The organism is [Chlorobium] sp. 445 (genome assembly GCA_002763895.1).
Lineage (GTDB): Bacteria > Bacteroidota > Chlorobiia > Chlorobiales > Thermochlorobacteraceae > Thermochlorobacter.
This window is the reverse complement of record NSLH01000027.1, coordinates 1-25,092: the sequence shown is the minus strand read 5'-3', so window position 1 is coordinate 25,092 and position 25,092 is coordinate 1. Positions and strand designations below refer to the sequence as shown.

Annotated in this window: 21 protein-coding genes, 1 tRNA gene and 2 pseudogenes; 16 read left to right on the top strand and 8 right to left on the bottom strand. The window is 47.3% G+C overall.

What is annotated here, in order from left to right:
* Positions 1–73: 73 nt before the first annotated feature.
* Positions 74–150 (top strand) — tRNA-Arg (locus CMR00_10220).
* 34 nt (positions 151–184) lie between these two features.
* On the opposite strand, the pseudogene CMR00_10215 reads toward CMR00_10220, so the two are convergent.
* Positions 185–1,842, bottom strand: a pseudogene (locus CMR00_10215) (methylcrotonoyl-CoA carboxylase).
* A 205-nt stretch (positions 1,843–2,047) separates the two neighbouring features.
* Between CMR00_10215 and CMR00_10210 the strand changes: the two are divergent.
* From CMR00_10210 to rfbB, 4 genes are all read left to right on the top strand, one after another.
* Positions 2,048–2,965 (top strand): hypothetical protein, encoded by a 918-nt coding sequence (locus tag CMR00_10210; protein PIO47480.1) that lies wholly within the window; start codon positions 2,048–2,050, stop codon positions 2,963–2,965.
* A 57-nt stretch (positions 2,966–3,022) separates the two neighbouring features.
* On the top strand, positions 3,023–3,607 hold the full coding sequence (locus CMR00_10205) for a crossover junction endodeoxyribonuclease RuvC (protein ID PIO47479.1): 585 nt from the start codon (positions 3,023–3,025) through the stop codon (positions 3,605–3,607).
* A complete protein-coding gene (locus CMR00_10200) occupies positions 3,607–4,140 on the top strand; it encodes a hypothetical protein (protein ID PIO47478.1) in 534 nt (177 codons plus the stop codon). Before CMR00_10205 ends, CMR00_10200 begins: the two co-directional genes overlap by 1 nt.
* Positions 4,141–4,291: 151 nt before the next feature.
* Complete coding sequence (gene rfbB, locus CMR00_10195; protein ID PIO47477.1) at positions 4,292–5,317, top strand: dTDP-glucose 4,6-dehydratase; 1,026 nt, start codon at positions 4,292–4,294, stop codon at positions 5,315–5,317.
* Positions 5,318–5,372: 55 nt separating this feature from the next.
* On the opposite strand, the gene CMR00_10190 is transcribed toward rfbB, so the two are convergent.
* The 4 genes from CMR00_10190 to CMR00_10175 are packed head-to-tail and all read right to left on the bottom strand — an operon-like array spanning position 5,373 to position 9,361.
* Positions 5,373–6,677, bottom strand: a complete 1,305-nt coding sequence (locus CMR00_10190) for an ATP-dependent Clp protease ATP-binding subunit ClpX (protein ID PIO47476.1) — start codon at positions 6,675–6,677, stop codon at positions 5,373–5,375.
* A gap of 29 nt (positions 6,678–6,706) precedes the next feature.
* Complete coding sequence (locus tag CMR00_10185) at positions 6,707–7,171, bottom strand: hypothetical protein (GenBank protein PIO47475.1); 465 nt, start codon at positions 7,169–7,171, stop codon at positions 6,707–6,709.
* 14 nt (positions 7,172–7,185) lie between these two features.
* On the bottom strand, positions 7,186–7,806 hold the full coding sequence (locus tag CMR00_10180) for a hypothetical protein (protein PIO47474.1): 621 nt from the start codon (positions 7,804–7,806) through the stop codon (positions 7,186–7,188).
* A gap of 16 nt (positions 7,807–7,822) precedes the next feature.
* The gene (locus CMR00_10175) at positions 7,823–9,361 is read right to left on the bottom strand and encodes a hypothetical protein (GenBank protein PIO47473.1); all 1,539 of its coding nucleotides are present in this window, start codon (positions 9,359–9,361) and stop codon (positions 7,823–7,825) included.
* A gap of 184 nt (positions 9,362–9,545) precedes the next feature.
* Between CMR00_10175 and CMR00_10170 the strand changes: the two genes are divergently transcribed.
* From CMR00_10170 to CMR00_10155, 4 genes are all read left to right on the top strand, one after another.
* Positions 9,546–9,911 carry a hypothetical protein gene (locus CMR00_10170; GenBank protein PIO47472.1) on the top strand — a complete coding sequence of 122 codons (366 nt, stop codon included), beginning with the start codon at positions 9,546–9,548 and terminating at the stop codon, positions 9,909–9,911.
* A 53-nt stretch (positions 9,912–9,964) separates the two neighbouring features.
* Positions 9,965–10,396 (top strand): methylmalonyl-CoA epimerase, encoded by a 432-nt coding sequence (locus CMR00_10165; protein ID PIO47471.1) that lies wholly within the window; start codon positions 9,965–9,967, stop codon positions 10,394–10,396.
* A gap of 165 nt (positions 10,397–10,561) precedes the next feature.
* Positions 10,562–12,856, top strand: a complete 2,295-nt coding sequence (locus CMR00_10160; protein PIO47470.1) for a hypothetical protein — start codon at positions 10,562–10,564, stop codon at positions 12,854–12,856.
* Complete coding sequence (locus tag CMR00_10155) at positions 12,466–16,311, top strand: hypothetical protein (GenBank protein ID PIO47469.1); 3,846 nt, start codon at positions 12,466–12,468, stop codon at positions 16,309–16,311. The genes CMR00_10160 and CMR00_10155 overlap by 391 nt, the downstream gene beginning before the upstream one ends.
* A 39-nt stretch (positions 16,312–16,350) precedes the next feature.
* Here CMR00_10155 and CMR00_10150 read toward each other — a convergent pair whose 3' ends face one another.
* Both CMR00_10150 and CMR00_10145 read right to left on the bottom strand, forming a co-directional pair.
* Entirely contained in the window at positions 16,351–16,803 is a 453-nt protein-coding gene (locus CMR00_10150) for a hypothetical protein (GenBank protein PIO47468.1), read from the bottom strand.
* Between the two features lie 17 nt (positions 16,804–16,820).
* Entirely contained in the window at positions 16,821–18,242 is a 1,422-nt protein-coding gene (locus CMR00_10145) for a 23S rRNA (uracil(1939)-C(5))-methyltransferase RlmD (GenBank protein PIO47488.1), read from the bottom strand.
* A 120-nt stretch (positions 18,243–18,362) separates the two neighbouring features.
* Between CMR00_10145 and CMR00_10140 the strand changes: the two genes are divergently transcribed.
* From CMR00_10140 to CMR00_10110, 7 genes and pseudogenes are all read left to right on the top strand, one after another.
* On the top strand, positions 18,363–18,746 hold the full coding sequence (locus CMR00_10140; protein ID PIO47467.1) for a hypothetical protein: 384 nt from the start codon (positions 18,363–18,365) through the stop codon (positions 18,744–18,746).
* A gap of 111 nt (positions 18,747–18,857) precedes the next feature.
* Positions 18,858–20,239, top strand: a pseudogene (locus CMR00_10135) (DNA repair protein RadA).
* 105 nt (positions 20,240–20,344) lie between these two features.
* Positions 20,345–20,560 (top strand): hypothetical protein, encoded by a 216-nt coding sequence (locus tag CMR00_10130; GenBank protein PIO47466.1) that lies wholly within the window; start codon positions 20,345–20,347, stop codon positions 20,558–20,560.
* A 95-nt stretch (positions 20,561–20,655) separates the two neighbouring features.
* Positions 20,656–21,999: a dihydroorotase gene (locus CMR00_10125; protein ID PIO47465.1), complete on the top strand. Its 1,344-nt coding sequence runs from the start codon at positions 20,656–20,658 to the stop codon at positions 21,997–21,999.
* A 20-nt stretch (positions 22,000–22,019) separates the two neighbouring features.
* Positions 22,020–22,463: a transcriptional repressor gene (locus CMR00_10120; GenBank protein PIO47464.1), complete on the top strand. Its 444-nt coding sequence runs from the start codon at positions 22,020–22,022 to the stop codon at positions 22,461–22,463.
* Between the two features lie 7 nt (positions 22,464–22,470).
* Positions 22,471–23,451 carry a hydroxymethylbilane synthase gene (locus CMR00_10115; GenBank protein PIO47463.1) on the top strand — a complete coding sequence of 327 codons (981 nt, stop codon included), beginning with the start codon at positions 22,471–22,473 and terminating at the stop codon, positions 23,449–23,451.
* An 18-nt stretch (positions 23,452–23,469) separates the two neighbouring features.
* Positions 23,470–24,252 carry a uroporphyrinogen-III synthase gene (locus CMR00_10110; protein ID PIO47462.1) on the top strand — a complete coding sequence of 261 codons (783 nt, stop codon included), beginning with the start codon at positions 23,470–23,472 and terminating at the stop codon, positions 24,250–24,252.
* 42 nt (positions 24,253–24,294) lie between these two features.
* Here the strand turns inward: CMR00_10110 and CMR00_10105 are convergent, their stop codons facing one another.
* A complete protein-coding gene (locus CMR00_10105) occupies positions 24,295–24,657 on the bottom strand; it encodes a transcriptional regulator (protein PIO47461.1) in 363 nt (120 codons plus the stop codon).
* Positions 24,658–25,092: the final 435 nt, after the last annotated feature.

Sequence of the window (25,092 nt, the reverse complement as noted above, 5' to 3'; positions counted from 1 at the left end):
CACTCTGCACAGGACTACAAGCCACACAAGTTTAGTGTGCCTCAAGAATTTGTTGTAAGTTTGCCTCACTCATGCACCGGTAGCTCAATTGGATAGAGCACCAGATTTCGACTCTGGCGGTTGGAGGTTCGAGTCCTCTCCGGTGTACCACTCTCCCTGCTCTCTTACGCTCCTTCTCATGTGCTTAGGTCTGAATTATGCCCGGATTAAAGACCGGCAGGTTTGGGTTTTCATTGACCAGCTCGAGGCAATAGGCCAAAATGTTTCGCGTCTCTCTTGGATCGATGATATCATCTATCCATAAACGTGCTGCCGCATAAAGCGGATTCATTTGCGCCTCGTATCGCTCCGAAATTTCCCTCAGAAACTTGGCTTTCTCTTCGTCGCTGATGCTACGCCCTTCTTTTTCGAGCTGACCGAGCTTGATAGAGAGCAGAGTCTCTGAGGCTTGTTTGCCGCCCATAACCGCAATTTGCGCCGTATGCCAAGCAAAAATAAAGCGTGGATCGTATGCCTTACCGCACATTGCGTAATTACCTGCCCCGAAACTGTTGCCCATAATCACCGTGATTTTTGGGACGACAGAGTTTGAGACCGCATTCACCATCTTTGCTCCATCTTTGATAATGCCGCCATGCTCAGCACGGCTACCGACCATAAAGCCCGTTACATCTTGCAAAAAGATGAGCGGAATTTTGCGTTGATTGCAATTCATGATGAAGCGTGCCGCTTTGTCTGCACTGTCTGAATAAATCACGCCACCGACTTGAATTTCACCTTTTGCATTCTTTACCATCAAGCGCTGATTTGCCACAATCCCCACTGCCCATCCATCAAGGCGAGCATAACCACAGATTATGGTCTTGCCATAGTTTTCCTTGTACGGTATGAAAGATTCTGCATCTACGATTCGCTCAATAATCGGCATCACATCGTAGGGCTTTGTGCGGTCTTCTGGGATGAAACCTAAAATTTCTGATGTCGGATACTTCGTCGGTTTTGGCTCAATACGACTGAATCCTGCTTTTGGCTTGTCAGCAAATTGCGACACCAGCTCTCGCATGCGTTGCAAGCAAGCTTCATCGTTTGGCATCTTGTGGTCGATATTGCCCGAAATAAACGTCTGTGTGGTTGCGCCACCTAAGGTTTCGTTGTCAATGACTTCACCAATTGCGGCTTTCACAAGATGTGACCCAGCAAGAAACACGCTACCTGTACCTTCGACAATCAGCGATTCATCACACATGAGCGGCAAATATGCCCCACCTGCAACACACGGTCCCATCACAGCTGCAATCTGTGGGATGCCCATCGAACTCATCACCGCATTGTTTCTGAACTGCCTCCCAAAATGTTCTTTATCGGGGAAGACTTCATCTTGCATCGGCAAATACACGCCGGCAGAGTCGACAAGGTAAATGACCGGCAAGTGATTTTCCATCGCAATTTCTTGCGCCCTGATGTTTTTCTTTGCGGTCATCGGAAACCATGCCCCGGCTTTGACCGTCGCATCGTTTGCCACAATCATGCAGTTGCGTCCATGTACTTTGCCAATGCCGACGACAACCCCTGCCGCTGGACAGCCACCTTCAGCTTGATACATTTCATAGGCTGCAAACAGTCCAATTTCTAAAAATGGCGAGCCTTTATCGAGAAGTCTTTGAATACGCTCGCGCGCGTGAGTTTGCCTTTGGCATGGTGCTTTTCTATCGCCGATTTGCCACCGCCCAGCTTGATTTTATCAGCAATCGCCGCAATGCGCTGCCACTTGGTTTTGAGAAGGTCTTCGCGCACATAAAATTCGGGGGGATGTTCTAAAGTAAATTGCGTCTCAATTGTCATTTTTGAAACAAATGGTTTCTTGATGCGCACCAAAATACTGCCCTCTTGCGCTCTAGCAAAATAGAAAATATCGTAACTTTAAAACTACATGCTACATGTCAGATACGACCGTCAAGCACAACTTGCTATGCATTCAAGAACAGACACCATCTGAAATTGTAACTTATATCTTTAGTCTTCAACTTCAACCATCAAACCTTGCAACGTGAAACTGACTTTTCTTCCTGTTATTTCTTTCTTAGCACTGGCTCTTTTTGGCTGCTCTCCCTCAAAACCTGTTCAATATCTGCCGCACCGCGTGGAGCAAATACCGCTTAAACTCAAAGCCGCGTTACCTGTTGAATCGTCTGTTGGCGATCTGGAACTTTCTGGTCTGGCGCTGTACCAAAATACACTTTACAGTGTCAGCGATGACCACGGCGATATGATTTTTAAGCTCACGATTGAGCCCGATAAGGTCATAGCCGAACCTTTCTTGCGTTTTGAGAAACCTGCGCTGCGCCCTGATTTTGAAGGTATTGTGTGCGATAGTGCTGGCAATTTCTACATCATTAGTGAATCGGAGTGCCGCATTTTCTTTGTCAGTCATGATGGTAAAACCACAAAGTGGCTTACTCCAAGTTTTGAAGAACAAGCCAAAGCTGCTGGCTTGCTTCAAAAGTTCAATGCCTATCCCGAAGGGCTTGCGCTGCGCACACCGACGCATTTCTATGTTGCCGCAGAGCACTCCCCACGCGGGTTGATTGAGCTTCAGACTGAGCCGTTTCAGACCACATTTTATGTGTGCGATTACACAGCAATTCCGCTGCGCGAAAAACGTGTGCCTGATTTTGCCGACCTCTACTACGAAAATGACCGGCTCTTTGCGCTTGCACGCAATGCTGAAGCCGTCGTTGAACTCTCGATTGAGCGCGACAGCGTTTTTGAAAAAACCTGTTGGTCATTTCAGCAAGCGGTCTCTCATGACAGTTTGCAGTACGGCTCCATGCGTTTTGGCTTAGCCGAAGGGCTAACTATGGATAGCAGTTCTATTTACATCGTCTATGATACCAATGGCGAGACGCGCAACCGCTCGGCTGGGGATAAGCGTCCAATGTTCTTTATCTTTGAGCGACCGCAGTAGGTGCACTGCACATTCGGAGCAAATGCATATCTTTTTCTTTAACAAATTTTCGCTCTCATGCGTACGATAGGTATTGATCCGGGCTCTATTACGACAGGCTACGGCATAATTGAGCAGCAAAATAATGCGTTCGTTACGCTTGCGTTTGGCGTGGTGCGCCTCAATGCTAAAGCGTCATTTCCACATCGCTTAAAAAAGCTCTACGATGAACTTGCTGTGCTTATTGAGCAGCATCGTCCTACGCGCCTTGCGCTTGAAACCGCCTTTTACGGCAAGAATGCGCAATCGGCACTCAAGTTAGGGCAAGTGCGCGGGGCAATTCAAGTCTTAGCTATGAACCATGGGTTAGAAGTGCTTGAATACTCGCCACGTGAGGTCAAAAAATCACTCACAGGTGCTGGCAATGCTTCAAAGGAGCAAGTTGCCTTTATGGTAAGAAAATTGCTTAATCTTTCTACTACAGGAGAATTTCTTGATGCCAGCGATGCCCTTGGTCTTGCACTTTGCGATGCCTTCAAACATCACGCTCTGCTTGAGAGTGAGATGCATGCACTGCGCAATGTGCGTTTGCAAACTCAAAAGCGCCGCTACAGCAGTTGGAAAAGTTTTATTGATGCGAATCCTCATTTGCTGCGTTCATAATGTTACAAGGTCTTCTTAAAGCCGAGTTTTGGTCACGCTTGCGCTGGTATCACGGCGTTTTGTTCTACATCGCCATGAATTTTATTTCTGGTGGCTGGCTTGCTACACGCATGTATCTCGATGAGGTTGGTCGACCGCCCTTCATGCCACCTGATTGGGCGTTTGCTCCGATTTGGATCACGCTACAGATTTTGATGGTTATCGCTGGCTTTCGCCTAGTCAAAACTATGCACAGCGAACTCTATCAGCCAAAACTTTTTTGGAGTTACGCCTTACTCTGGGCATTTTTTTCAATGTTCAGTTGGTTCTACTTCGGGTTGCATAGTCCAATTTTGGGTTTTTTGACAACACTCGGCATGTTTATCGTCAATGCAATCAACCTCTATTTCGGGTTTCAAGCCAGCAACAAGTATTATGCGCTTCTGCTTGTGCCGCTGATGATATGGCTAACGCTTGCCTCTCTTGTCTCTGGCTGGCAAGTGCTCTACACACCTGATGAGTTTTTCTGCACTCCACCCCTCATAGCACGCTAATCTCTATTGGGGCGCTTTTGTCTTTGGCAAGTGTTGCGGATTTAAGCACATGATGCTTTTTTGAGAGTATCGCTGCAGTTTTGCATTTTAGCTCATCCATACGCACCAAAACAGTTTTGCAATCAGAAAACCATAAAAACATCTCAACGCTATGCCCACGCCAACCCTTAACATTCTGGTTACTGGCGGTGCTGGCTTTATCGGCTCGAATTTTGTCCGATTTATGCTTGCCAAGCGCCCCACTTACAAGATTATCAACTATGACAAACTTACTTATGCAGGGAATTTAGAAAATCTCAAATCGGTCGAGCGTAACCCACGATACACATTTGTCAAAGGTGATATCTGCGATGCTGACACACTTCGTGCTACTTTTCAAGCCCATCAGATTAATGTTGTTATTAACTTTGCGGCTGAATCACATGTTGACAGGAGCATTCTTGGTGCTCGAGTATTTGTCGAAACTAATGTGTTAGGCACTCAAATCCTTTTGGAAGTTGCAAAGGAATTTTCAGTCAAGCGATTTATTCAAATTTCCACGGACGAAGTTTATGGCACACTCGGCGAGACAGGCTACTTTAGCGAAGACACACCGCTTCAACCGAACTCGCCCTACTCTGCTAGCAAAGCCGGCGCCGACCTTATGGTTCGTGCTTATGTAGAAACTTTCAAACTGCCCTGTATTATCACGCGCTGCTCCAATAACTACGGACCATATCAATTTCCTGAAAAATTGATTCCGCTTGTTATTGCCAATGCGCTCACCGATAAACCCATTCCGGTCTATGGCGATGGCATGAATGTGCGCGATTGGCTGTATGTCGAAGATCATTGCAGCGCCATTGACACTGTGCTGCACAAAGGGAAAGTGGGAGAGGTCTATAATATCGGCGGCAACAACGAAATGCCGAATCTTGAGATTGTCAAGCGCATTTTAGCGTATCTGCAAAAGCCTGAAAGCTTGATTACTTTTGTTACAGATCGTCCAGGACACGACCGCCGCTATGCAATTGACTCTTCCAAAATTCAGCGAGAACTCGGCTGGAAACCTGTCGAGACCTTTGACTCAGCTTTGCCCAAAACGATTCAGTGGTATCTCAACAACCGTCCATGGTGGGAACGCATTTTGTCGGGCGACTATCAGAAGTATTATGAACTGCAATATGCAGGGCGATGATTGACTGACAAAAACGTGTCATCTGTATTTGTCTTCTTCATCGCTCGCCCAGCGATTAGGCAGGAATTTTTTTCCTTCCACCTTCCCGTCCTTCGTCGTAGAGATAGGTTGGCGGGGCTTTATCAGTAATGCATTCACGCGTAATGATGCAGGTTTTTAGCCCACGCATTGCGGGCAAATCAAACATAATATCCAGCATCACGTTTTCTAGAATGGCGCGCAGTGCTCGTGCACCTGTGCCACGCTTTATGGCTTCATCTACAATGGCGTCAAGTGCTTCGGGCTCGAAGATCAGTTCGACATTTTCCATCTCGAAGAGTTTGCGATACTGCTTCGTGATAGCGTTCTTTGGCTCCACCAAAATGCTTTTGAGTGCGGCTCGATCGAGTGGCTCTAAGGTCGTGATGACGGGCAATCGTCCAATAAATTCGGGAATTAAGCCAAACTCCAAGAGATCTTCGGGAATGACTTTACTGAGCAGTTCGGGACTTTCACGTTCGGACTTCGTTACGGGCATTGCGTTGAAGCCCATCGCTGACTTTGAGAGTCGTCGTGCGATGATTCTATCCAATCCTTCGAATGCTCCGCCGCAGATAAAAAGGATATTTTTTGTATTGACATTCACCAAGTGTTGCTCTGGATGCTTGCGTCCGCCTTTTGGTGGCACACCTGCAATTGAGCCTTCTAAAATTTTCAGTAGAGCCTGTTGCACGCCTTCGCCAGAGACATCGCGCGTGATAGAGACATTTGCACTCTTGCGCGCGATTTTGTCAATTTCATCAATATAGACAATGCCACGCTCTGCGCGTTCCAAGTTAAAATCTGCTGCCTGCAAAAGATGTGCAAGAATGCTCTCGACATCATCGCCGACATAACCTGCTTCGGTTAGTGTTGTTGCATCAGCAATCGTGAAAGGCACATCAATGATTTTGGCGAGTGTCTGTGCCAGCAGGGTCTTGCCAGTGCCTGTGGGTCCAATCAGCAAGATATTACTTTTTTCAAGCACAACGTCGCTTTCGTTGAAGAGCCAGTCTTCGCTCTCAATGCGCTTGTAGTGGTTGTAGACGGAGACAGCCAGCACTTTTTTTGCATGATGCTGCCCGACAACGAAGCTATCGAGTTCTTGCTTGATGGAGGCTGGCGTCAGCAGTTTGGATTTGCGTGATGCACGGCGCCGCGCTTGAATTGACGCCATATCATTGCGAATAATTTCCATCGAGCTTTGAATGCAACGATCGCAAATGTAGGCTTCTTGCCCAGCAACCAAACTATTTACTTCATCGCTTGATCTGCCACAAAATGAGCAGTATACGGTTAAATCATCGTTGTTGTCGTTTGATGTTCTATTTCCACGCGGCATAGTATTTTGTCCCTGTAAAAATTTTTGTGCTATGGCTCTACTTTTGCAGCTTTAGCTGAAAAAATGATTCTGCTACCTTCACTACTAAGCGCTTGCTTGAAGTCTACGATGGCATTTGCGCCGTGCTGCGCCGCTTGCGCTTTAAGCTGCAAGAGCGCATAAAATCGTTTGTAGCCGTAATTTTCCGAACTATCGGCAGACGCTGGGCTTTCCAGCGTGAGCTCTGAGACAATGACTCCTCCTTTGGGCATCTCATCAAGTACTTTCACCCCTGCCACACCAAGTCTTCGACCATTTTGAAGTTGCTGCATGGGATCTGTTACTATTGCGTTGCCGCTATGTCTTGCGCAAGAACAAAACATCAGATTTTGCAGCGATGTACCTGTGCCGCTATCCACAGGAGGTTGTATTGCAGGCACGGTCTGTGCCTGAGCCAGACTTGCACTTGCAAGACACATCAGCATCAAAAGCAATAGAACTCGGCGCATGAGCATTTGTTACAGTTAGCTTAGTTTCGTCCCGGCAATAGCGTGCCGCTTTGATGCTGCAACACATCTTTGTCGTTCGGTGCAGGAGTTACTGCACTGGCTTCAATTTGATACAAGCTAACGACAAAACCATCTATCTTGGTTTCCTGAATATCAAACTTACCGGTTACGCGAATCGGGGTATAGACATATTCTGTCTTTTTTCCTTTTGCCATTTTGACCATGACGGTTTCATTAGGTTCAGGCGGCACAGAGTAACAGCAGCCAAAAAACGGAATTTGCACCAGCATAAATTCGGTTACATCGAGTGCTTCGCTCATTGGAATCATGTAGCCAGCAATGTTGACTTCTTGACCTTTGAGCGCTTTAAGTTTTTCGGGCAGTGGGTAGCGATCGCGCTTGCTATATCGATACTCTCGCAAATCGTTGAAGGTCAGGCGCGTACCTGCTGGCTGCATACTGGTTGCATCGGCAAGTACATAGCTTACAGTCTCTACTTTCAAGCGATGTTCTTGACGCAATTTATAGAGTGCTTCTTGAAATGCCACCTTTTTCTGCGTGTTGAGGCTAATGATGACATTGCTGAGCACAATGCCGACAATCACGACAAGACTTGGCAGAAGTTTTCTCATCTTTTTCATTAATGTTACAGATAGTTTAACTGATTGGGTTCAAGTTCTTTGCAACATCAGTACGGTATGCGTTAATAGCTGGTATAATACCAACCAGTGCTCCAACTGCTGTAACTATCAAAATTAGAGCTATTTCTCCCGAATTAAAAATTGGTGCAGAAAGTTCTACGCCTGTGCGTTCGAGCACCACACCTTTGAGCGAGAGCAGCAAAACTTTACTTAGCACAATGCCAAATGCAGCGCCAAAGAGTGAAATCAGTGCAGCTTCGAGTGTAATCATACCGAAAATGCGCGAGCGATGTGCTCCGAGGGCACGCATAATCGCAATATCGCGCCGCCGTTCATTAAGTGAATTGTAAATAGCAACCATCACTCCGATGAGCGCCACCACAATCACCAGCAGCGTAATGAAGAGAAACGCCCAATTGATATTGCCGACAATATCAAACAAATTTTTGATTTCTCGTGTCGGAATTGCTGCTTGTGCCAGCGGCTCGCTGTTGATGATTTTGTAGAGCTGTAACGCAAAAATTGGGGCTTTGGTTTTAAGAATAACTGCTGTCACATCGCCTTCTTTTGGCACCTTATGCTCGTGATGATGATCGGGGTGATCGTCACCATCCGTATGCGGTGAACCATCAGAATGTTTGGCTTGAGCAGTTGTACCCTCTGTTGTGGCTTGCGTCTTATGCTCATGCTTATGTGAATGTTCTTTATGCACATGCTCATCATGTTTTATCATCGCTGCTTCATCGTTCTGGCGTGCAGACATGTTGTGTCCATTCTTTTTTTCTTCCTGCTTGACTTTATCACCAGCGTCTTTGCCCAAGGATGCCAGCGCCGATTCTGTTTGCGCATCTTTTCGCATTCGAGCCAGTTCGTCATTTTTGACTTCCAGCTCTTCTTCCTTTTGCTCTTCGTGAATTGCCCAAACAGTTGGCAGCGAAATGTAAATTGCCTTGTCAGAGGTCGTGTAAGTTGGCTTTAAGATGCCAACTACCTTCATCGGGTCGTGTTCGTGCTTGATAGCCATTTCTGGCGCAACCTCCTGCAAGCCGTGTGTCGCAATGAAGGTATCACTAATTTTCAATTTCAGCTGCCTTGCTACATCGCTACCTAAAACCGCAGCATAAAGTTCATCATCTTTGAAAGTTCTGCCTTCGGCTAGTTCAAAGGTCTGATTGGGTTTGTAGTTAAACTTCGTGAAAATCTCTTCTGTAGTGCCAATGATGCGAAAGCCTTTGTAGTTATCGCCTAGCCCGTAGGGAATAGCGTAGCTTACCATCGGATGATTGCGGTATTTTTGATAGACTGCGTAGGGGATATTTCCGACGGGGTCACCGAGCTGATAGACGGTGTTGAGCACCAATTGCAGCGCGCTGCCCTTTGCGCCCAAAATCATTTCGTAGCCGACGCTCGATTGGCTAAAGTTTTCCTCGACTTGTCGCCTGATTTCAACTGTAGCACTAATCAAGGCAACACCGAGCGCAATTGAAATCCCTGTAAGTGTAACAGATAGCGCGCGCTGTGCGATATTTCTGAAAACAAGCGAAAGCGTGTTCATTTCTTGTTAAAAACATTTAGTGACGGTAGTCATTACGATTGTCGTTTTTTACGACTATAACTACAACGTGTGCAAAAAGTTACAGCAAAGCAAGTGTGAAACCTATGCTTTGACCTGTTTTTTTTTGCGCATCTCTTGGAACTATTGAAACTATATTAGACGCTAACTCTAAATTCCTATCAGGATGAGCGACTTTCTGAAAGAACTGCTGACGGTCTTTGTAATCAGTACTGTCATAGCTTTTGGTCAAATTATTACTGCAGGCTATCCCGGCACTCTGCTAACTGAATTCTATGAGCATTTGTTTCAGCAACGCTTTCCTACTTCACTTGAACTTGGGGGCTTATTTATCGCAATTGTGCTTAGTTTTTGTTATCCTTTTGGCGCAGTTTGGGGATATCTGTTTGGGTTTCGCCTTGCCCCGCTCTTTTTTGACTTGCAAGCAACAGTAAAGTGGATTATTGGCACCATTGTGTTTCTTCTATGGACGATTTTTATGTTTGAGCTTGGCTACCGTTGGGCACTTCAACAAGCCGACAAACTCAAGTAATGCACGCTGTAAGACATAGAGTTCATACAACCAGACCATGATTATCTAGCGCCATGCTCATCAAAATTGATCATATTGCCATTGCGGTTCATAGTCTTGATGCTGCACTCGAGACATTTTCGAAGTTGCTCTCTGGCAGCACGATGCACATTACAATTGAGGAATTGCCTGCACATCATGTACGCATTGCGTTTCTGACTTTGGGTGAAACGCGTCTCGAATTTTTAGAGCCCCTTTCTGCTGAAAGTCCCGTTGCAAAATTCTTGGACAAATACGGCGAGGGTCTGCACCATCTTGCCTTTGAGAGCAGCGCGATTCATAGCGATCTTGATGCAGCAGCGCAGAGACACTTTCAACCGCTTTTTGCACCAACTTGTGGTGTGGCGCATTCGCTTGTGAGTTTCTTGCACCCGAAAGACTTGCACGGCGTGTTAGTTGAACTTGTGCAGAGAACAGCTGTACCCACCTCAACTGATTGCACATAGCAAAGGCATCTTCATATCGCATAGCTCCCAACCTGCCATCTTGCATTTTTTAACAGAAAATGTTACACTTGCGAAGTTTTTTCTATCTACTTCACATTTCTGCGAACTTTTCACTGCTGCAAGCAAAAAATCTTTGTATAAGGCATACGCGCAAAACACTGCTCTATGATAATGAAGTCTACAGCAAAGCAACACAGCATTAGTACGTTCTTTACTTTCTTTTTTGTCGTCTTTTTTGCCTTTCCGCTTTCGCTCTGGTCGCAGACTACTAAACGCGTTGTTCTGCAAGGCTTCTGGTGGGATTATTGGAACAACAATTATCCGTTTGCGTGGTCGAATTATCTTGCTGATCTTGCGCCGCGTTTGCGTGAACTTGGAATTGATGCGGTTTGGATTCCTCCAACGATTAAAAACGAAGGCGGTCCGACTGCTGTTGGCTACGCACCTTTTGACCACTACGATCTTGGCGACAAATTTCAGAAGGGTAATGTGCGCACGCGCATGGGCACGAAAGATGAACTGCTGCGTATGGCTGCCGTTTTGCATGCCAACGGCATGGAAGTGGTACAAGATATTGTCTTTAACCACATCATCGGCTCACAGGTACGCGATCCACAAGCACAAGACGATCAGTATAAAATTTTCCGCTACACTTCGTTTCTTACACCACAGTTTGTTGGTGATTCGGTTGACTACATCGGTCGCCGTGGTCGTTTTCCCAAAAACTGGGTAAATTTTCACCCGAACACGTGGCGCGGTTTTGGTGGCAATCCCGGCAGCTCGCTCAACGATGTCACTTCCGCTTTTTTTGGTCCTGACATCTGCTACGACCCACGCGCCTACGGGCAATCGTCGCTCCCGACGGGCAATCCTCTTGTGTTCAATCCGCCGCAGTCCAACAACTACATGCGCAATGAACTTCGCCGCTGGTTTATCTGGCACACTAAACAAATCGGCATTGATGGCTATCGTTTCGATGCGGTCAAGCACTTCGAGCCGCACATTGTGCATGATTTTGTCTGGCATGTTGCAAGTTCCACAGGCGACATCACTCAAGGCGTAAACGGAAGTTCTGCTTTAGGCTGGGATATTCTCTCGATTGGTGAATGGGTTGGCGGTAAAACTGAACTCGATGAATGGGCAGGCGCACCACCTGCACCTGAAAGTGTGCTAGAAGGTGGACTTTCCGGCACTAGCCGCAACTTAGGTGGCGTCGATAATCGCGCGGGCACTTTTGACTTCGGTTTGCGTGGCTTTAGCCTGGATGGGTTAGTTGGTATGGTCTATGGTCTGGGCGCTTTCGATATGAGTACCATTCCGAGCTTGCAGCAAGACAATCGCGGGCGCACAGTGCCGTTTGTTAATAATCATGATACGTTCCGCCCACCCTTGCAGTCCAACGGTGATTATCCGAGCTCAACATGGACGAGCAGCAGCGAACTTGGTCGCAACATCGACCCACGTGAGCCGCGCCTTGCACCAGCATACGCTATTATTTTTTCTGTCGATGGCTCACCGCAAGTGTTTTTTGAAGACCTCTTCGACATTGGCTCGGGTGGCATTCGCTACACGCATTTTCCTGATAATCCTTCTTTACTACCCGTGCGCAGCGATATTGCCAACCTCATTCGTTGCCACCAGAAATTGCAATTCAAAAGTGGTGCTTACTATGTGCGCACGGCTGAAACGGGTCCAGATGCACCTTTCTTTTTGCAAGGCAACCTGCAAGACGGACTCGTCTTTGAGCGAGGCAATCGCGCTTTAATTGGCGTTACGGACAGTTGGAACACTGAGCAGCGTGTTTGGGTTACCACGACCTTCCCTGTCGGCACGGAGCTCAAAGACTACGGTGGCACTTATGACTTTACCGTCACCGTCCAACCGCCCTTTGGTAGCTCTGGCAATCGTGTGCTGATTCATATTCCACCTTGCGATTTGAGCGCACCTATTACGACGCCAGCAGGACCGACACGCCGACGTGGATACGCCGTCTGGGCACCTACCTCTGAACAAGCCAATTTCGATGCACCTTTCTCACCTGCGCCAAACCCATCACGCAAGAGTGGGAAATGGCTGATGACCTTGGCGATAGCCACCCGCGTTCGTTGCTGCAAGGTGGAAGTTTGCCTACACACTCCACAGCTTGGCGTACGGTCGGCAACATCTATCCCGAAGCAGGTCAGTCCATCAATTTGCGTGTCTTCCAAACCAGCTCGACCCTGCAAGATGTTACCATTGCACTCTTCCAAAATCAGACGCTTGTCTTCAGTGCAAATGGCGCAAGCAATCTCAACGTCAACTATACACCAAGCACAACAGATTGGCATACGATTCGCATTCGCAATACATCGGTTAATGCTACTGGTCAGCGTGTCTATGTGCGTGCTACCTATCGCGCGCCGCAAGTGGTCAATACGCTCAATCACCCGATGCCTTATTCACCGGGCAATGTGGCTGTAAAACGCCTCAGCGATAGCCAGTTTGAGTTCATCGTGGAAGGCGCTTCTACGCTCAATCGTGCCGTTGTCAAGCAAAATTCAGCACCGACCTCTCCAAGCGATGGCACGATTTTCGATAACCTTTCGCCAAACTTGCCCAACACTGCAAATGTCGCACCGCTCTCATTGAACTACATTTCAGCTTGGGGCAAAACCACAAGTCAATTTTCGCTCGATAGCGCTACGGTTGCCATTCAGCTTGTGCCTGCTGCAGGCAGCGCAACTGTGCCTATTCCCGCTAATACAACCGGCACTTTCATTGCTGCAGCTTCTAACGACCGACAAGCCCGCGTGATTTTCACGCAACCCTCCAACGATGCTGGTAGCCTGCTTTTCAATATGCAAAATGGCTTGCCACTCAATCCAACCAACGGCTTGCCTTTAACCGGCTTCTCTCCCAAAGGCACTGTTACCGTAACCAACATTGCTCCACGATACTGGCAAATTACCCCGTCCGGTCTCAATGGCTATCAATACGATATTGAGCTGGATATCAGCGGACTTGCTGGCATTTCCGACCCACGCCGACTCGTTGTGCTCAAACGCAACAACAGTTCTGAGCCTTGGACGAGCGCTGCAAATGCTACAAGCATTACAATTTCCTATCCACGCAACAATATCCTGCGTGTCTCTGGACTAACTTCTTTTTCGGAATTTGCTATCGGCGGTGATTTTTCAACCTTCTCGTTTCTCTCTACACCACCGAATCTCAATGGCATCATTGCTCCTGGCGAATATGGCGATCACACAAATGGCGCAAACCGCTACAACGATGGCGCTCGCGACTGGTATATGGCGTGGGACGACAACAACCTCTATATCGCAGTTGATGCTAACGGCAATGCAAATACGGATGAATTAGCTATTTACATTGACACGGACCCACAAACACCTGCTAATGGCGGCAGCAATGCAAATGGTGCACTCGGCGGCATCGGCAACTTTGATGGCAACAATTACGGCAGGCTTCCTTTCCGAGCTAATTTTGCCGCCTTCATTCGAAATGGCTATCACCAACACCGCACACACAATAGCGCTGGCGGATGGAATGCCAACGTCGACAACAGTCCCAGCATCCAAAAAACTACATCGGGCAATGTTCAGGAAATTGCTATCGCATGGTCACTTATGGGCGGCAGACCGCAATCGTTTCGTGTCTTTTTCTATCTCAATGGCACTGATCCTTACGGCGGACTTTCACGCTTTACACTGGATAACGATTTTTCCGACAAACTCGATCTGACTGCACGCTTGTATTTTGATATTGAGAATACCGATGATGGCAGCAGTACACCCGCTTTCTCGCGCTTTTGCTATATCAATCAACGTGCAAGCGACAACATCGCTGACTACGGCACAACTTTCTTTGATGCCACAACGGCTGACGGTCAAACCACAACTATTACTAACAACCTTACCATTCAACACAGTTTGCGCACTGAAGGCAGTTGTCAACTGACTGTATCAGGCGACAGAACCATTACGATGACAGGCAGCGATGGCTCAATCGTCAACAATGGCTTCATGAATGCAAACCCCAGTTTTGGCAACACCATGAACTTTGTCATTGATGGCACAACCACACTCTCTGGCTCAACTGGTCATGTTGATGTGTGGAACCTTACGGTGAGTTCAGGCGGAACGCTGCGTGTCATCAACGCTAATTTGCGTACTGGCAATACTGGCACAATTACCGTCAACGGTACTATTGAATTTGGTGAGACGCGCTTCCTTACTAATTATACAGGTACAGCAAACTTTTCGCTCAATTCAGGCGCTACACTCATCACTGCCAATGAAAAAGGGGTCAATGGCGACAATCCCAGTTCATTCAATGGCTCGATACGCGCAAACGGCACGGTAACTTACAACACTGGTGCAAGCTATGTCTTCAATCGCATCGGCGCCCAGATTACAGGCTTTCTAGCCCAAGGCAGCTTACCTGCAATCACAACCGCCAATCGCCTTGCGACTGCTGGCACAGGCACGAAGGCGCTGGACGCGACAGCGATGACCCTTACAGCAAGTGTCTCGCAGCCTGCGCTCTCACTTGGTTCAGGCACAACTCTCGATATTGGCGCGCTCAATGTTGAAGTACGTGGCAATATCACAGGCACTGGTTCAGCTTTAGCCTCAACGGGTAAAATTCTTGTGCAAAATGCACCTGCTACAGTGCAAGTAAGTGGCGCGACATTCACCAACTTTGACCTTAACGACGCCGATGGCGCCTCGCTCACAGGTAGCCCTACAGTTCTGAACACCTTAGAGCTCAATAGCGGTATCCTCAATACCGGCGTTTTTCTTGCGTCGGTTACAAATCCTGCACCTTCTGCCGTGCAACGCACCGCTGGCTACATCAACAATCGCCTTGCACGTGCCTTTGATAATACTAGTCTGGTCTCACGCCTCTATCCCTTAGGTGATGCCAGCGTGTATCGTCCGATCTCCCTGATTGGACAATCTGCAAGCGGCACCACACTGCGTGGCACACTCATCACAGCTTCAGCGAATGCTCTTGCGCTGTCGGACCTTCCACTCGTGAAAGTCTCAGACTTGCGTTACTACGAGTTTCAAAACACTGGCATCAACAGTCTTACGCTCTCACAAGTTGTCGATATGGCAATCAATTCCGATGATGCAGTTCTCGCAAGCAATAACAACACGACGCTCAAAATTGCCACGCGCACTTCAGGCAACTGGCAAGCGCAAGGTCCTGCTTCCGTGGATACCGACCCCCTACCTGTACTGACTGGCTTTAACTCAAACACGTTTAGCACCTTGCTCACATCGAGCGAAAATTTCTTTGTATCTCTGGGCACAGAAAACTCACTCGATAACCCACTGCCCGTTGCGCTCGCACAGTTTGTAGCCAAACCGCTTGGTCGACGCGTCGAACTCAATTGGCGCACAGAAAGTGAATTACACAATGCGGGCTTTATCATCTTGCGTAATGGTGAGCCTATTGCCGACTATCGTGAACATGCGTCACTGCGTGGCTTAGGTACCTCGCCTGTCGGCAAAGAGTACAAATTCATCGATGAGAGTGCTGCACCTAACCAAACGCATCGTTACCAACTTCGCAGTGTAGACCACGATGGCGCCATTCATGACTATGCTTTCAGTGTCGAAGTTACGCTTGATGTGCCTGAGACTTACGCCCTGATGCAGAACTATCCCAATCCCTTCAATCCTGAAACCACTGTGCGCTATGCTTTGGCTGAAAGTGGCGATGTCAAGCTCGAGGTGTATGATGTGCTGGGTCGGAAAGTCGCCACATTGGTTGAAGGCAAGCAGGAAGCCGGGCGATACGTCATCAAGTTTAATGCAGCAAACTATGGCTTAGCTAGCGGTCTTTACTTCTACCGCCTGACCGCTGGTAAGTTTATGGAGACAAAGAAAATGCTGCTTAGGAAGTAGCAGGGCTTGTAAGTAGCAGGGCTTGTAAGCAGTAGGACTTTATTCCTGCGTTTTTCTTTCTACTTTTTCCTTTGCTCGCTTCAGTGCCTCAAGCGCTGTCTCGAAGCCTTGCCGCACCCCTTGCCAAGCTTCTTCACTTGCACCTTTTAGCGTCTCTAAGTTCGTCTCTAAGCCTTTCTTTGTCTCTTCAAGTTCCTCAATTTGTTTTGTGATTGCCTCTTTCTTGTCGCTTGTTACCTTCTCTAACGCCCGCTTGAGCGAATCCAGATCGCGCGTCGCATTTGAGAGTTCATCTGTGGCTTTTTTCAGCAATTGTTCTTTTTCTTCTTCGAGCTTTCCAACGCTTTTTGCCACTTCTTCAGCTTTGCGCTTTACTTCTGTGGCTTTTTCTTTAATCTGCTCCGTTGAAATTGGTTCGTCTTTTTTAATGAAAGCAAAATAGACGAACAGCCCAACAAAGACGAGAAATAAAAATCCAATAAAACCTCTCATAGTTGAAGTTGCTAAGCTTATGAAGATATTTTTTCTAGTACAGCAATACTCTCAATGTGATTTGTATGTGGAAACATATCTATCGGTTGTACAAGACGCAAGCCATAGTTACCATGCACACAGAGCAGCTTTGCATCGCGTGCCAAACTTGCTGGATTGCAGCTTACATAAACGATACGCTTTGGGGAGAGTTTGAGCAAGAAACTCACAGCATCAGGATGCATTCCTGCACGCGGTGGATCAGTAATCACAACATCGGGCAATCCGAATGCACTAAGTTCAGGCGCAAGTTTACGAAACTCTTTTAGATCGAGTTGGTGAAACATGCAATTCTCTAAACCATTCAGCACTGCGTTATCTCTGGCATCTTGAATTGCACTTGCTACAAGCTCTATGCCCAAAACTTTCTTGCATTGGTGAGCTATGAATAGGGCAATTGAACCTGTGCCGCAATAGAGATCATAAACTACATCGTTAGGCGAAAGTTCTGCCATCTTCAGCACCGCTTCGTAAAGTTTCTCTGCTTGTGCTGTATTGGTCTGAAAAAAAGAATTTGCCGAAATCTTAAAACTCAAGTCTCTTAATTTTTCGGTAATAAATCCTTTGCCAAATATGACTTTTTCTTCTTCGCCTACTGACGTACCGCTTTTGCTTGTCGTGATATTATTGACCAGCGTGGTGAGCGATTGAGGCAAGGCATGCTGCAATTCCGCCAGCAAGTCTTGCATTAGATCTGCTTCGTGCCAAGAGGTTACAAGATTTATCATCACTTCATTGGTACGAAAGGCTTTGCGCACACACAGATGCCGCCAAAAGCCTTGATTTGTACGCATAGAGTACGGCTCTAACCCCGACCGATGTGCAAAGGCTTTGACCACATTCAAGGCAACATTCATCTCAGGCGACGCAATGTAGCAACGGTCAATATCGACAACTTTATCAAAGCGACGTGGGGCATGAAAGCCCAGCGCAAAGTCTATTGGTTTTTCTAGCAGCTCTCGTTCGTGCTCAAGCACAAAGCGTTGGTCTGAAAATGAAAACTCGATTTTATTGCGGTAGTGAAAAATCTCTTCTGCACCAATGGTCGGAAGCACTTCCACCGCTGAAAACATGCCAATGTGTGTGAGTGCATCGCGCACCTGTTTTGCTTTTTGTTCAAGTTGTGCAGCATAGTCCAAGTGTTGCCATTTGCATCCCCCACATACGCCAAAATGCGTACAGCGTGCCTCTACGCGCTGCGGCGACGGCGCAAGTAACCGCTTAGCTTTGGCTTCCAGATAGTTTTTTTTGACCTTGAAAATCTCCGCCTCAACCCTATCGCCAATAGCCAAATACCCTTGCACAAAGACCCCAATACCGTTCTCTAAGCGCGCAAAACAGCGCTCGTCTTCCGCACGGTCTGAAATGGTTGCCTCAATCAGTTGTCCTTTTTGATACATCTTTTTTTGAAATGCTTTCCACTTCAAAAATACATCGTAGTAAAGATTTGCAAGAAACGATATTTTCTTTCTTTGTGTTAGGCAAGGTAACTTCCAAAAACATATTGCAACTTCACTCCGATGTTGAAATCTCTTTTGCTTTTTCTCGTTTTGCTTTTCTTTTCAAGCACAATTGCAAGTGCGCAAGAGCCAGCCAAAACCACAAAGCCAGCTAAGCTGCAAACACTTGTTGGCATTTTGACCGACGTGCAATGCGGTGAAAGTTTTGACAGCGACAAAGTCGCTGCAATCCATACTAAAGAGTGCTGCCTGATGCCGGCTTGTGCCGCTTCTGGATTCGGACTTTACACAAAGAAGAAACTCATCAAATTTGATGCAACTGGCTGCGAAAAAGCCAAAGCCTACCTGCAAGCTACAAAGCGAGAAAATAACTTGAGGGTCAAGGTTAAAGGTGAGATGCAAGGCGATGTCTTTGCCGTGCTCTCAATTGAAGATGCAAAGTAGCCTGCTGTTTCGTGTGGCACTTTGGCACGATGGCGCGCTTTGGCGTATGTCTGCTAGAAGTGTTCATCGCTGACTTAGTAGATTTGTCTGTAAGATGTTTTTCTCAAAAAGATGTCAAAAGTCAAAACGCGCTATCGCTGCTCGAACTGTGGCGCCATTTCACTACGCTATCAAGGTAAGTGCTTTGAGTGTGGCAGTTGGGGCACGATGGTAGAAGAAGTTCTCACTGAACCTGAAAAATCTTCTGCACGAGCACGCCCCCTCTCAAACACACTCTCACCACAGTCTGCCCCAAAGCGCCTAAGCGAACTTGAAGCCCTGCCTGAAGCGCGTCTTTCGACTGGCATTGAAGAATTTAATCGTGTCTTAGGCGGCGGCTTGATGCCTGCCTCGATCGTGCTCATTGGTGGCGAGCCGGGTATAGGCAAATCCACTTTGATGCTGCAACTTGCTCCGCATCTGCCTGAGCGCCAAATTCTTTATGTCTCTGCCGAAGAATCCGCACACCAAATCAAGAGCCGCGCCGAACGAATGGGTATCACTACCGATAACCTTCTCCTGCTCTCTGAAACACAATTGGAGACGATTCTCGACACGCTCTCCACAATGAAGCCGGACATTGTTATCATCGATTCCATTCAAACGATTTTCTCAAGTTTGTTTGAAAGTTCTCCCGGTAGTGTCAGCCAAGTACGAGAGTGCACCTCGCGCATTATGCAAGCCTGCAAACGCCTCGGTATCACCGCATTTGTCATCGGACATATCACAAAAGAAGGTGTCATTGCTGGTCCGAAAGTCTTAGAGCACATTGTCGACACTGTGCTTCAATTTGAAGGCGATAGCAATTACCGCTACCGCATTTTGCGCGCCCTTAAAAATCGATTTGGTTCTACCAACGAGATTGCCGTATTTGAAATGACCGAAGAAGGTCTACAAGAAGTTCAGAACCCCTCTGAGCTTTTTTTGCGAGAGCGTAGCTTTGGGGTCTCTGGCTCTTGTGTTACCGCCTCGATCGAAGGCACACGCCCGATTTTAGTAGAAGTGCAAGCGCTTGTCTCTAAGACAAACTACGCCGCCCCGCAGCGCGTCTCGAGTGGTTTTGATATTCGGCGGCTCTCGCTGCTGCTTGCGGTCCTAGAAAAACGATTGGGCTTACCAATGTGGTCTCATGATGTCTTTCTTAATGTCGCCGGCGGCTTACGCCTCACAGAGCCTGCAGTTGATCTTGCTGTTGCCGTCTCAATTGTCTCCAGTCTGCGCGATATCCCAGCCGACTCTTCAACAGTCGCTATTGGTGAAATTGGTCTCTCTGGTGAATTGCGCCCTGTACCACACTTAGAGCGACGCCTTATGGAATCCAAAAACTCGGCTTTGAACGCGCTGTTGTGCCCAAACTTTCTCCTGAGAACGACAAATCTCTCGAGAAAAATTTTGGTCTCGACATCCGTCCCTGCGCTACACTCCACGCTGCCCTTGATGCATTTCTCACCTAATGCTCTCACTCACAAGCACTTCTTTTGAGCACTCCCCTAATTCTAAGAATGCCTTATTTTTTCTGCGTCTGTTTTTTCTCAATCCTTCCTTGCAAGAGGTGTAGTATGAATCCAGATGCTCTCCGCTCCGCAGTCGCTTCTCTCATCCATGAACTTTGGTCTCTCAAAGGCTATGATGCCCACCCTGCATTACAGCCGCAAAAGTATCACATGCTTTTTCTCGTGGAGCATTGTTTTGATGAAGATTATTTATACCGACTTTTACTCTCCCTCCAGCATCAAAAAGCAGAGATTTTGCGCTCGAGTACATCTTCAGCATAATTCTCTTCTGCTCAAGGCTCTCTACGCTCTGCTAATTAAGCTCTTGATTTGATGTGCGCTGCTTGCGGTTGCGTATATTAGCAAAAATATTGGCTATGAGCATCGTCATTTGCAATGCGCGCATTATCAACCCTGCCGAATTTCTCGATAAAAAGGGTTCGCTTCAGATTTCCGATGATGGCATTCTCGAGCATCTTTGGTTTGCTGACAGCGCTGATTTACCATCCGACGTGATGCTTTCAGATCATGAGGTAATAGATTTTTCAGACGGCATTGTTGCTTCAGGCTTGTTTGACATGCACTGTCATTTTCGTGAGCCCGGCTTTGAGTATAAAGAAACGATTGAGACAGGTGCACGCTCAGCTCTGGCTGGTGGCTTTACAGGTGTTGCTCTGATGCCGAACACCGAGCCGCCGATTGACAATGCTGCTGTAGTGGCTTTCATACGCGAGCGTGCTGCATCATTACCGATAGACATTGAAGTCATTGGCGCAATTACGGTTGGACGCAAAGGTGAACGCATTGCCCCATATGGCGAACTTGCTGCAGCTGGTGTGAAAGCGCTCTCTGATGACGGCGCAGCTGTTATGAATTCCCGCGTGATGCGTCTTGCATTTGAATATGCCTCTCAATTCAACTTGCTGCTGATTCAGCACTGCGAAGATACTGCACTTTCCTTTGGCGGCGTAATGAACGAAAGCCTCTACGCCTCATTACTAGGACTGCGCGGTATTCCCTCAATTTCAGAATCCATCGTGCTCTCACGCGATTTAAGCCTTCTGCGTTACCTTCTAGAAAATAAGCAAGGCGCAATGCCTTATTTGCCGCGTTATCATGTCGCGCATATTAGTGTCAAAGAAGCAGTTGATTTAGTTCGCGCTGCAAAACAAGAAGGCTTACCTGTAACTGCTGAAGTTACACCGCATCACTTCACACTGACCGATAAGGATGTCTTTGAGTCGGGCTACGATGGCAATATGCGCATGAATCCGCCGTTGCGTAGTGAGCGCGATCGTGAAGCTGTCCTTGCTGCTATTGCCGATGGCACAATTGATGTGATTGCAACTGATCACGCCCCACATGCCTGCCACGAAAAAGACTGCGGTATTTCGCAAGCCGCTTTTGGCATCGTGGGACTTGAAACTTCCGTTGGTCTGACTTTTACGACACTCGTTCACACAAACCGCATCTCTGCCTATCGCGCTATTGAAATGCTTTCCACGAACCCGCGTCGCGTGATGAACCTTCCACCCATACGTTTTGAAGTTGGCAAACCGCTTAACGCTACATTGATTGCTCCAGACTTAGAATGGACTGTTGATACTTCACATCTGGCTTCAAAGTCACGCAATTCACCTTTTCACAACTACACTTTGCGTGGCAAATCAGTTGGAATTATTCATAAAGGCAAAGTAATTTTACCTCAACCAATGCTTTAGTGCTTTGATGGAGATTACCGATGACTGCAACTGCATCAGCAAAATACGCTACGCTCCTGCGCCAAAACGATTTCAAGGTCACACACCAGCGCATACGCATTTTGGAAATTCTTGACCGCAACAAAAAACCCCTCACTGCCGCTGAAGTGCACGCACAACTTTCTCGCTATGGTGTTGATCTTGCAACTGTTTATCGCTCCCTCAATAAACTTGCTGATGCTGGCATCGTCTCTCGCATCCAGTTTGGCGATGAATTCATGCGTTTTGAATTTGCCCGTCCTTTCGCACATCATCATCACATCATCTGTATAGATTGTGGCAAGATCAAAGAAATTGACTTATGCAATTTAGATTCAATTGCTAGCGATATTTCTCGCTCTACGGGTTTTACACACATTGAGCATCAAGTTATCTTTCGTGGCTACTGCGAATCGTGTTCAGCTCATCACAACGACCGAAGTTGACTTTTCCGTGAAGTTGTCCATTGTCATCGGTACACGCTCGAGTGCACTTGCACTTTGGCAGACAGAGTTCGTCAAAACTTCTCTGCTTGCTCTACACCCACACTTGCATATTGCAATTCGCACCATCAAAACCACAGGTGACAAAATTCTGGATTCACCGCTTTCCAAAATTGGCGACAAAGGGCTTTTCACACGCGAAATTGAACAAGCCTTACTTCGTGGAGAAATTGACCTAGCTGTCCATAGCTTGAAAGATCTACCTACCTCTCTTCCTGATGGTCTTACTATCGCAGCAGTTATAGCACGTGAGGATACACGCGATGTTCTGATTTCTAACGATGGCTACTCGGTAGCATCGCTCCCGCTTGGCGCACATGTTGCTACAGGCAGTCTACGCCGACGCGCTCAACTTCTCGCCCTGCGCCCTGACTTAAAAATTCTTGACATGCGTGGCAATCTCAACACGCGCTTCAAAAAATTTGATGAACGGTACATGCTGCCACGCAAACATCCCGAGCATTTAGACGCCATGATCCTTGCTTTTGCAGGTGTCCATCGTCTTGGATTAGATGCACGAATTTCACAGATGCTCTCTCACGAGGAGATTTTGCCAGCGGTTGGACAAGGTGCCCTTGCTATCGAAACCCGTGCTGATGACAAAGCCGTCCTTTCACTTGCATGCTCACTCAACGATCCAGCAACTGAACTTTGCACACGAGCCGAACGCAGTTTGCTGCGACGCTTAGAGGGCGGTTGTCAGATTCCAATTGCTGCACATGCTTCACTAGCAGGCTTGCGGCTCTCACTTACGGCTTTCATTGGCACGCTCGATGGCACACGCTATGCACGCCATAGCCTCTCTACATTGCTCACTTCACCAGATTTGCCTGCTTCTCTTGAACATGCCGAAGCACTTGGAATTCAACTTGCCGAAGTTTTACTTGAACAAGGCGGTCAAGAAATTCTCTCAAGTCTGCGTGCGTCTTAATGCTGCAAACGGATTTGCGTGGGCAACTTTTTTTCGCTTATTATGATGCGGAAAACCGTTTTAATTACGCGCCCCAAAGCTCAAGCCCAAGACCTTGCCGTCGCACTCGAGGCCTGTGGCTTTCAGTGCATCATTTTTCCAACCATTGAAATTGTGCCCCTCACAGATTGGCTTTCTGCCTTACCCTCTTTGCCTGATTACAGCGCCGTCTTTTTTACCAGTGCAAATGGCGTTGAGCATTTTGTTGAACCGCTTCGCAGAGTCGCACCAGATTTTTTAGCGCACATTCGCCGCTTGCCTATCTATGCTGTCGGTGAAAAAACCAGAGCACGCCTTCTGGAAGCCGGATTTGCCGTTGCCACTATGCCCGATAAGTTCAGCGCCGCTGAGCTTGCTGCACTTCTGCCTGCGAAATCGATTGCAGATCGAAAGTTCCTTTTTGTGCGCGGCAAACTCTCGCAGCGTCTTCTACCAGAGCATATTCGCGCCCTTGGCGGCTCCTGCGATGAGTATGAAGTCTATGATACTTGCTTACCTGAAAGCGCTGATGTTGAACGTGTCAAAACACTCTTGGAAAGGGGAAAAATAGACGCCATTGCTTTTACAAGTCCTTCCACCGTGAAAAACTTTTTCACACTGCTTGACGGCTATCCGCTAGCTGAAACCATCAAGTTAGCGGCAATTGGCAATACAACCGCGCAGGCTGTACGCACCCTCTATGGACGCATCGATATTGTACCGACTCAATCCACCAGTGAAAACTTTGCGCTTGCTATTGCCGAAGCATTCCACACTGCCTGACACTTCGCGTAGCGCCTGATGCCTTACCACCTGCACTTTCTTTCATGCCTTGAACTGAATCCGCTGGAGTCTATCGGTCAGAGTTTTCTCAATACCTCTCAAAGCAATCTGACAAATTTCAAAGACACTCTCGTCATCCAACTTGTAGTAACAGTTTAACCCTTCTTTGCGCCGTGCCACAATGCCATTCTCGAGCATCAATGAAAGATGCTTAGAGACATTGGCTTGACCTGCCCCTACCTCTTGCACTATCTCTTGAACGCTTTTTTCTCTTTCACAGATTGCTTTCAAGATCTTAAGCCGTGTCGGCTCACCCAAAAGTTTAAGCCGTGCCGCAACATGCTCCATTTTTTCATCAGTCATTTCAGCCGCATGTCTGGCAAACTTCGATGCCTTTGCAGACATTTTTTTAACTATTTAGTTATAGAGAAAATATATGCTTTTGATACGGCTGTAAAAAATCCTTTTTCATAAGAACTTTTTAATGTCGTCTTCTTTTTCTATCTTTACGCCCTTTTGTAACTTAAAAAGTCTGTTTGGAACACCAATGGAAGATAAATCCAAAATTCTTCGCACCGCACCTATCGACATGGCGGTCGTTCGAACTAATTTTCTCACATGGAAAATGAAAGTCCGCTCTGCCGCAAACGGACTGAGCAAATGGGACGAGGTTTATCCTGATGAACCCGAAAAAAGCATGATTGGACAATGGATGAAAACGTCGGCGATGCACTCTATAGCAAAGAACCTATTTATCAAGAGTTCAAGCAAATGCACACGTTCCTGCATAGCCTTGCAGGACAAATCAAAGTCATCGCTGAAATGGGCAAAAAGATGAAC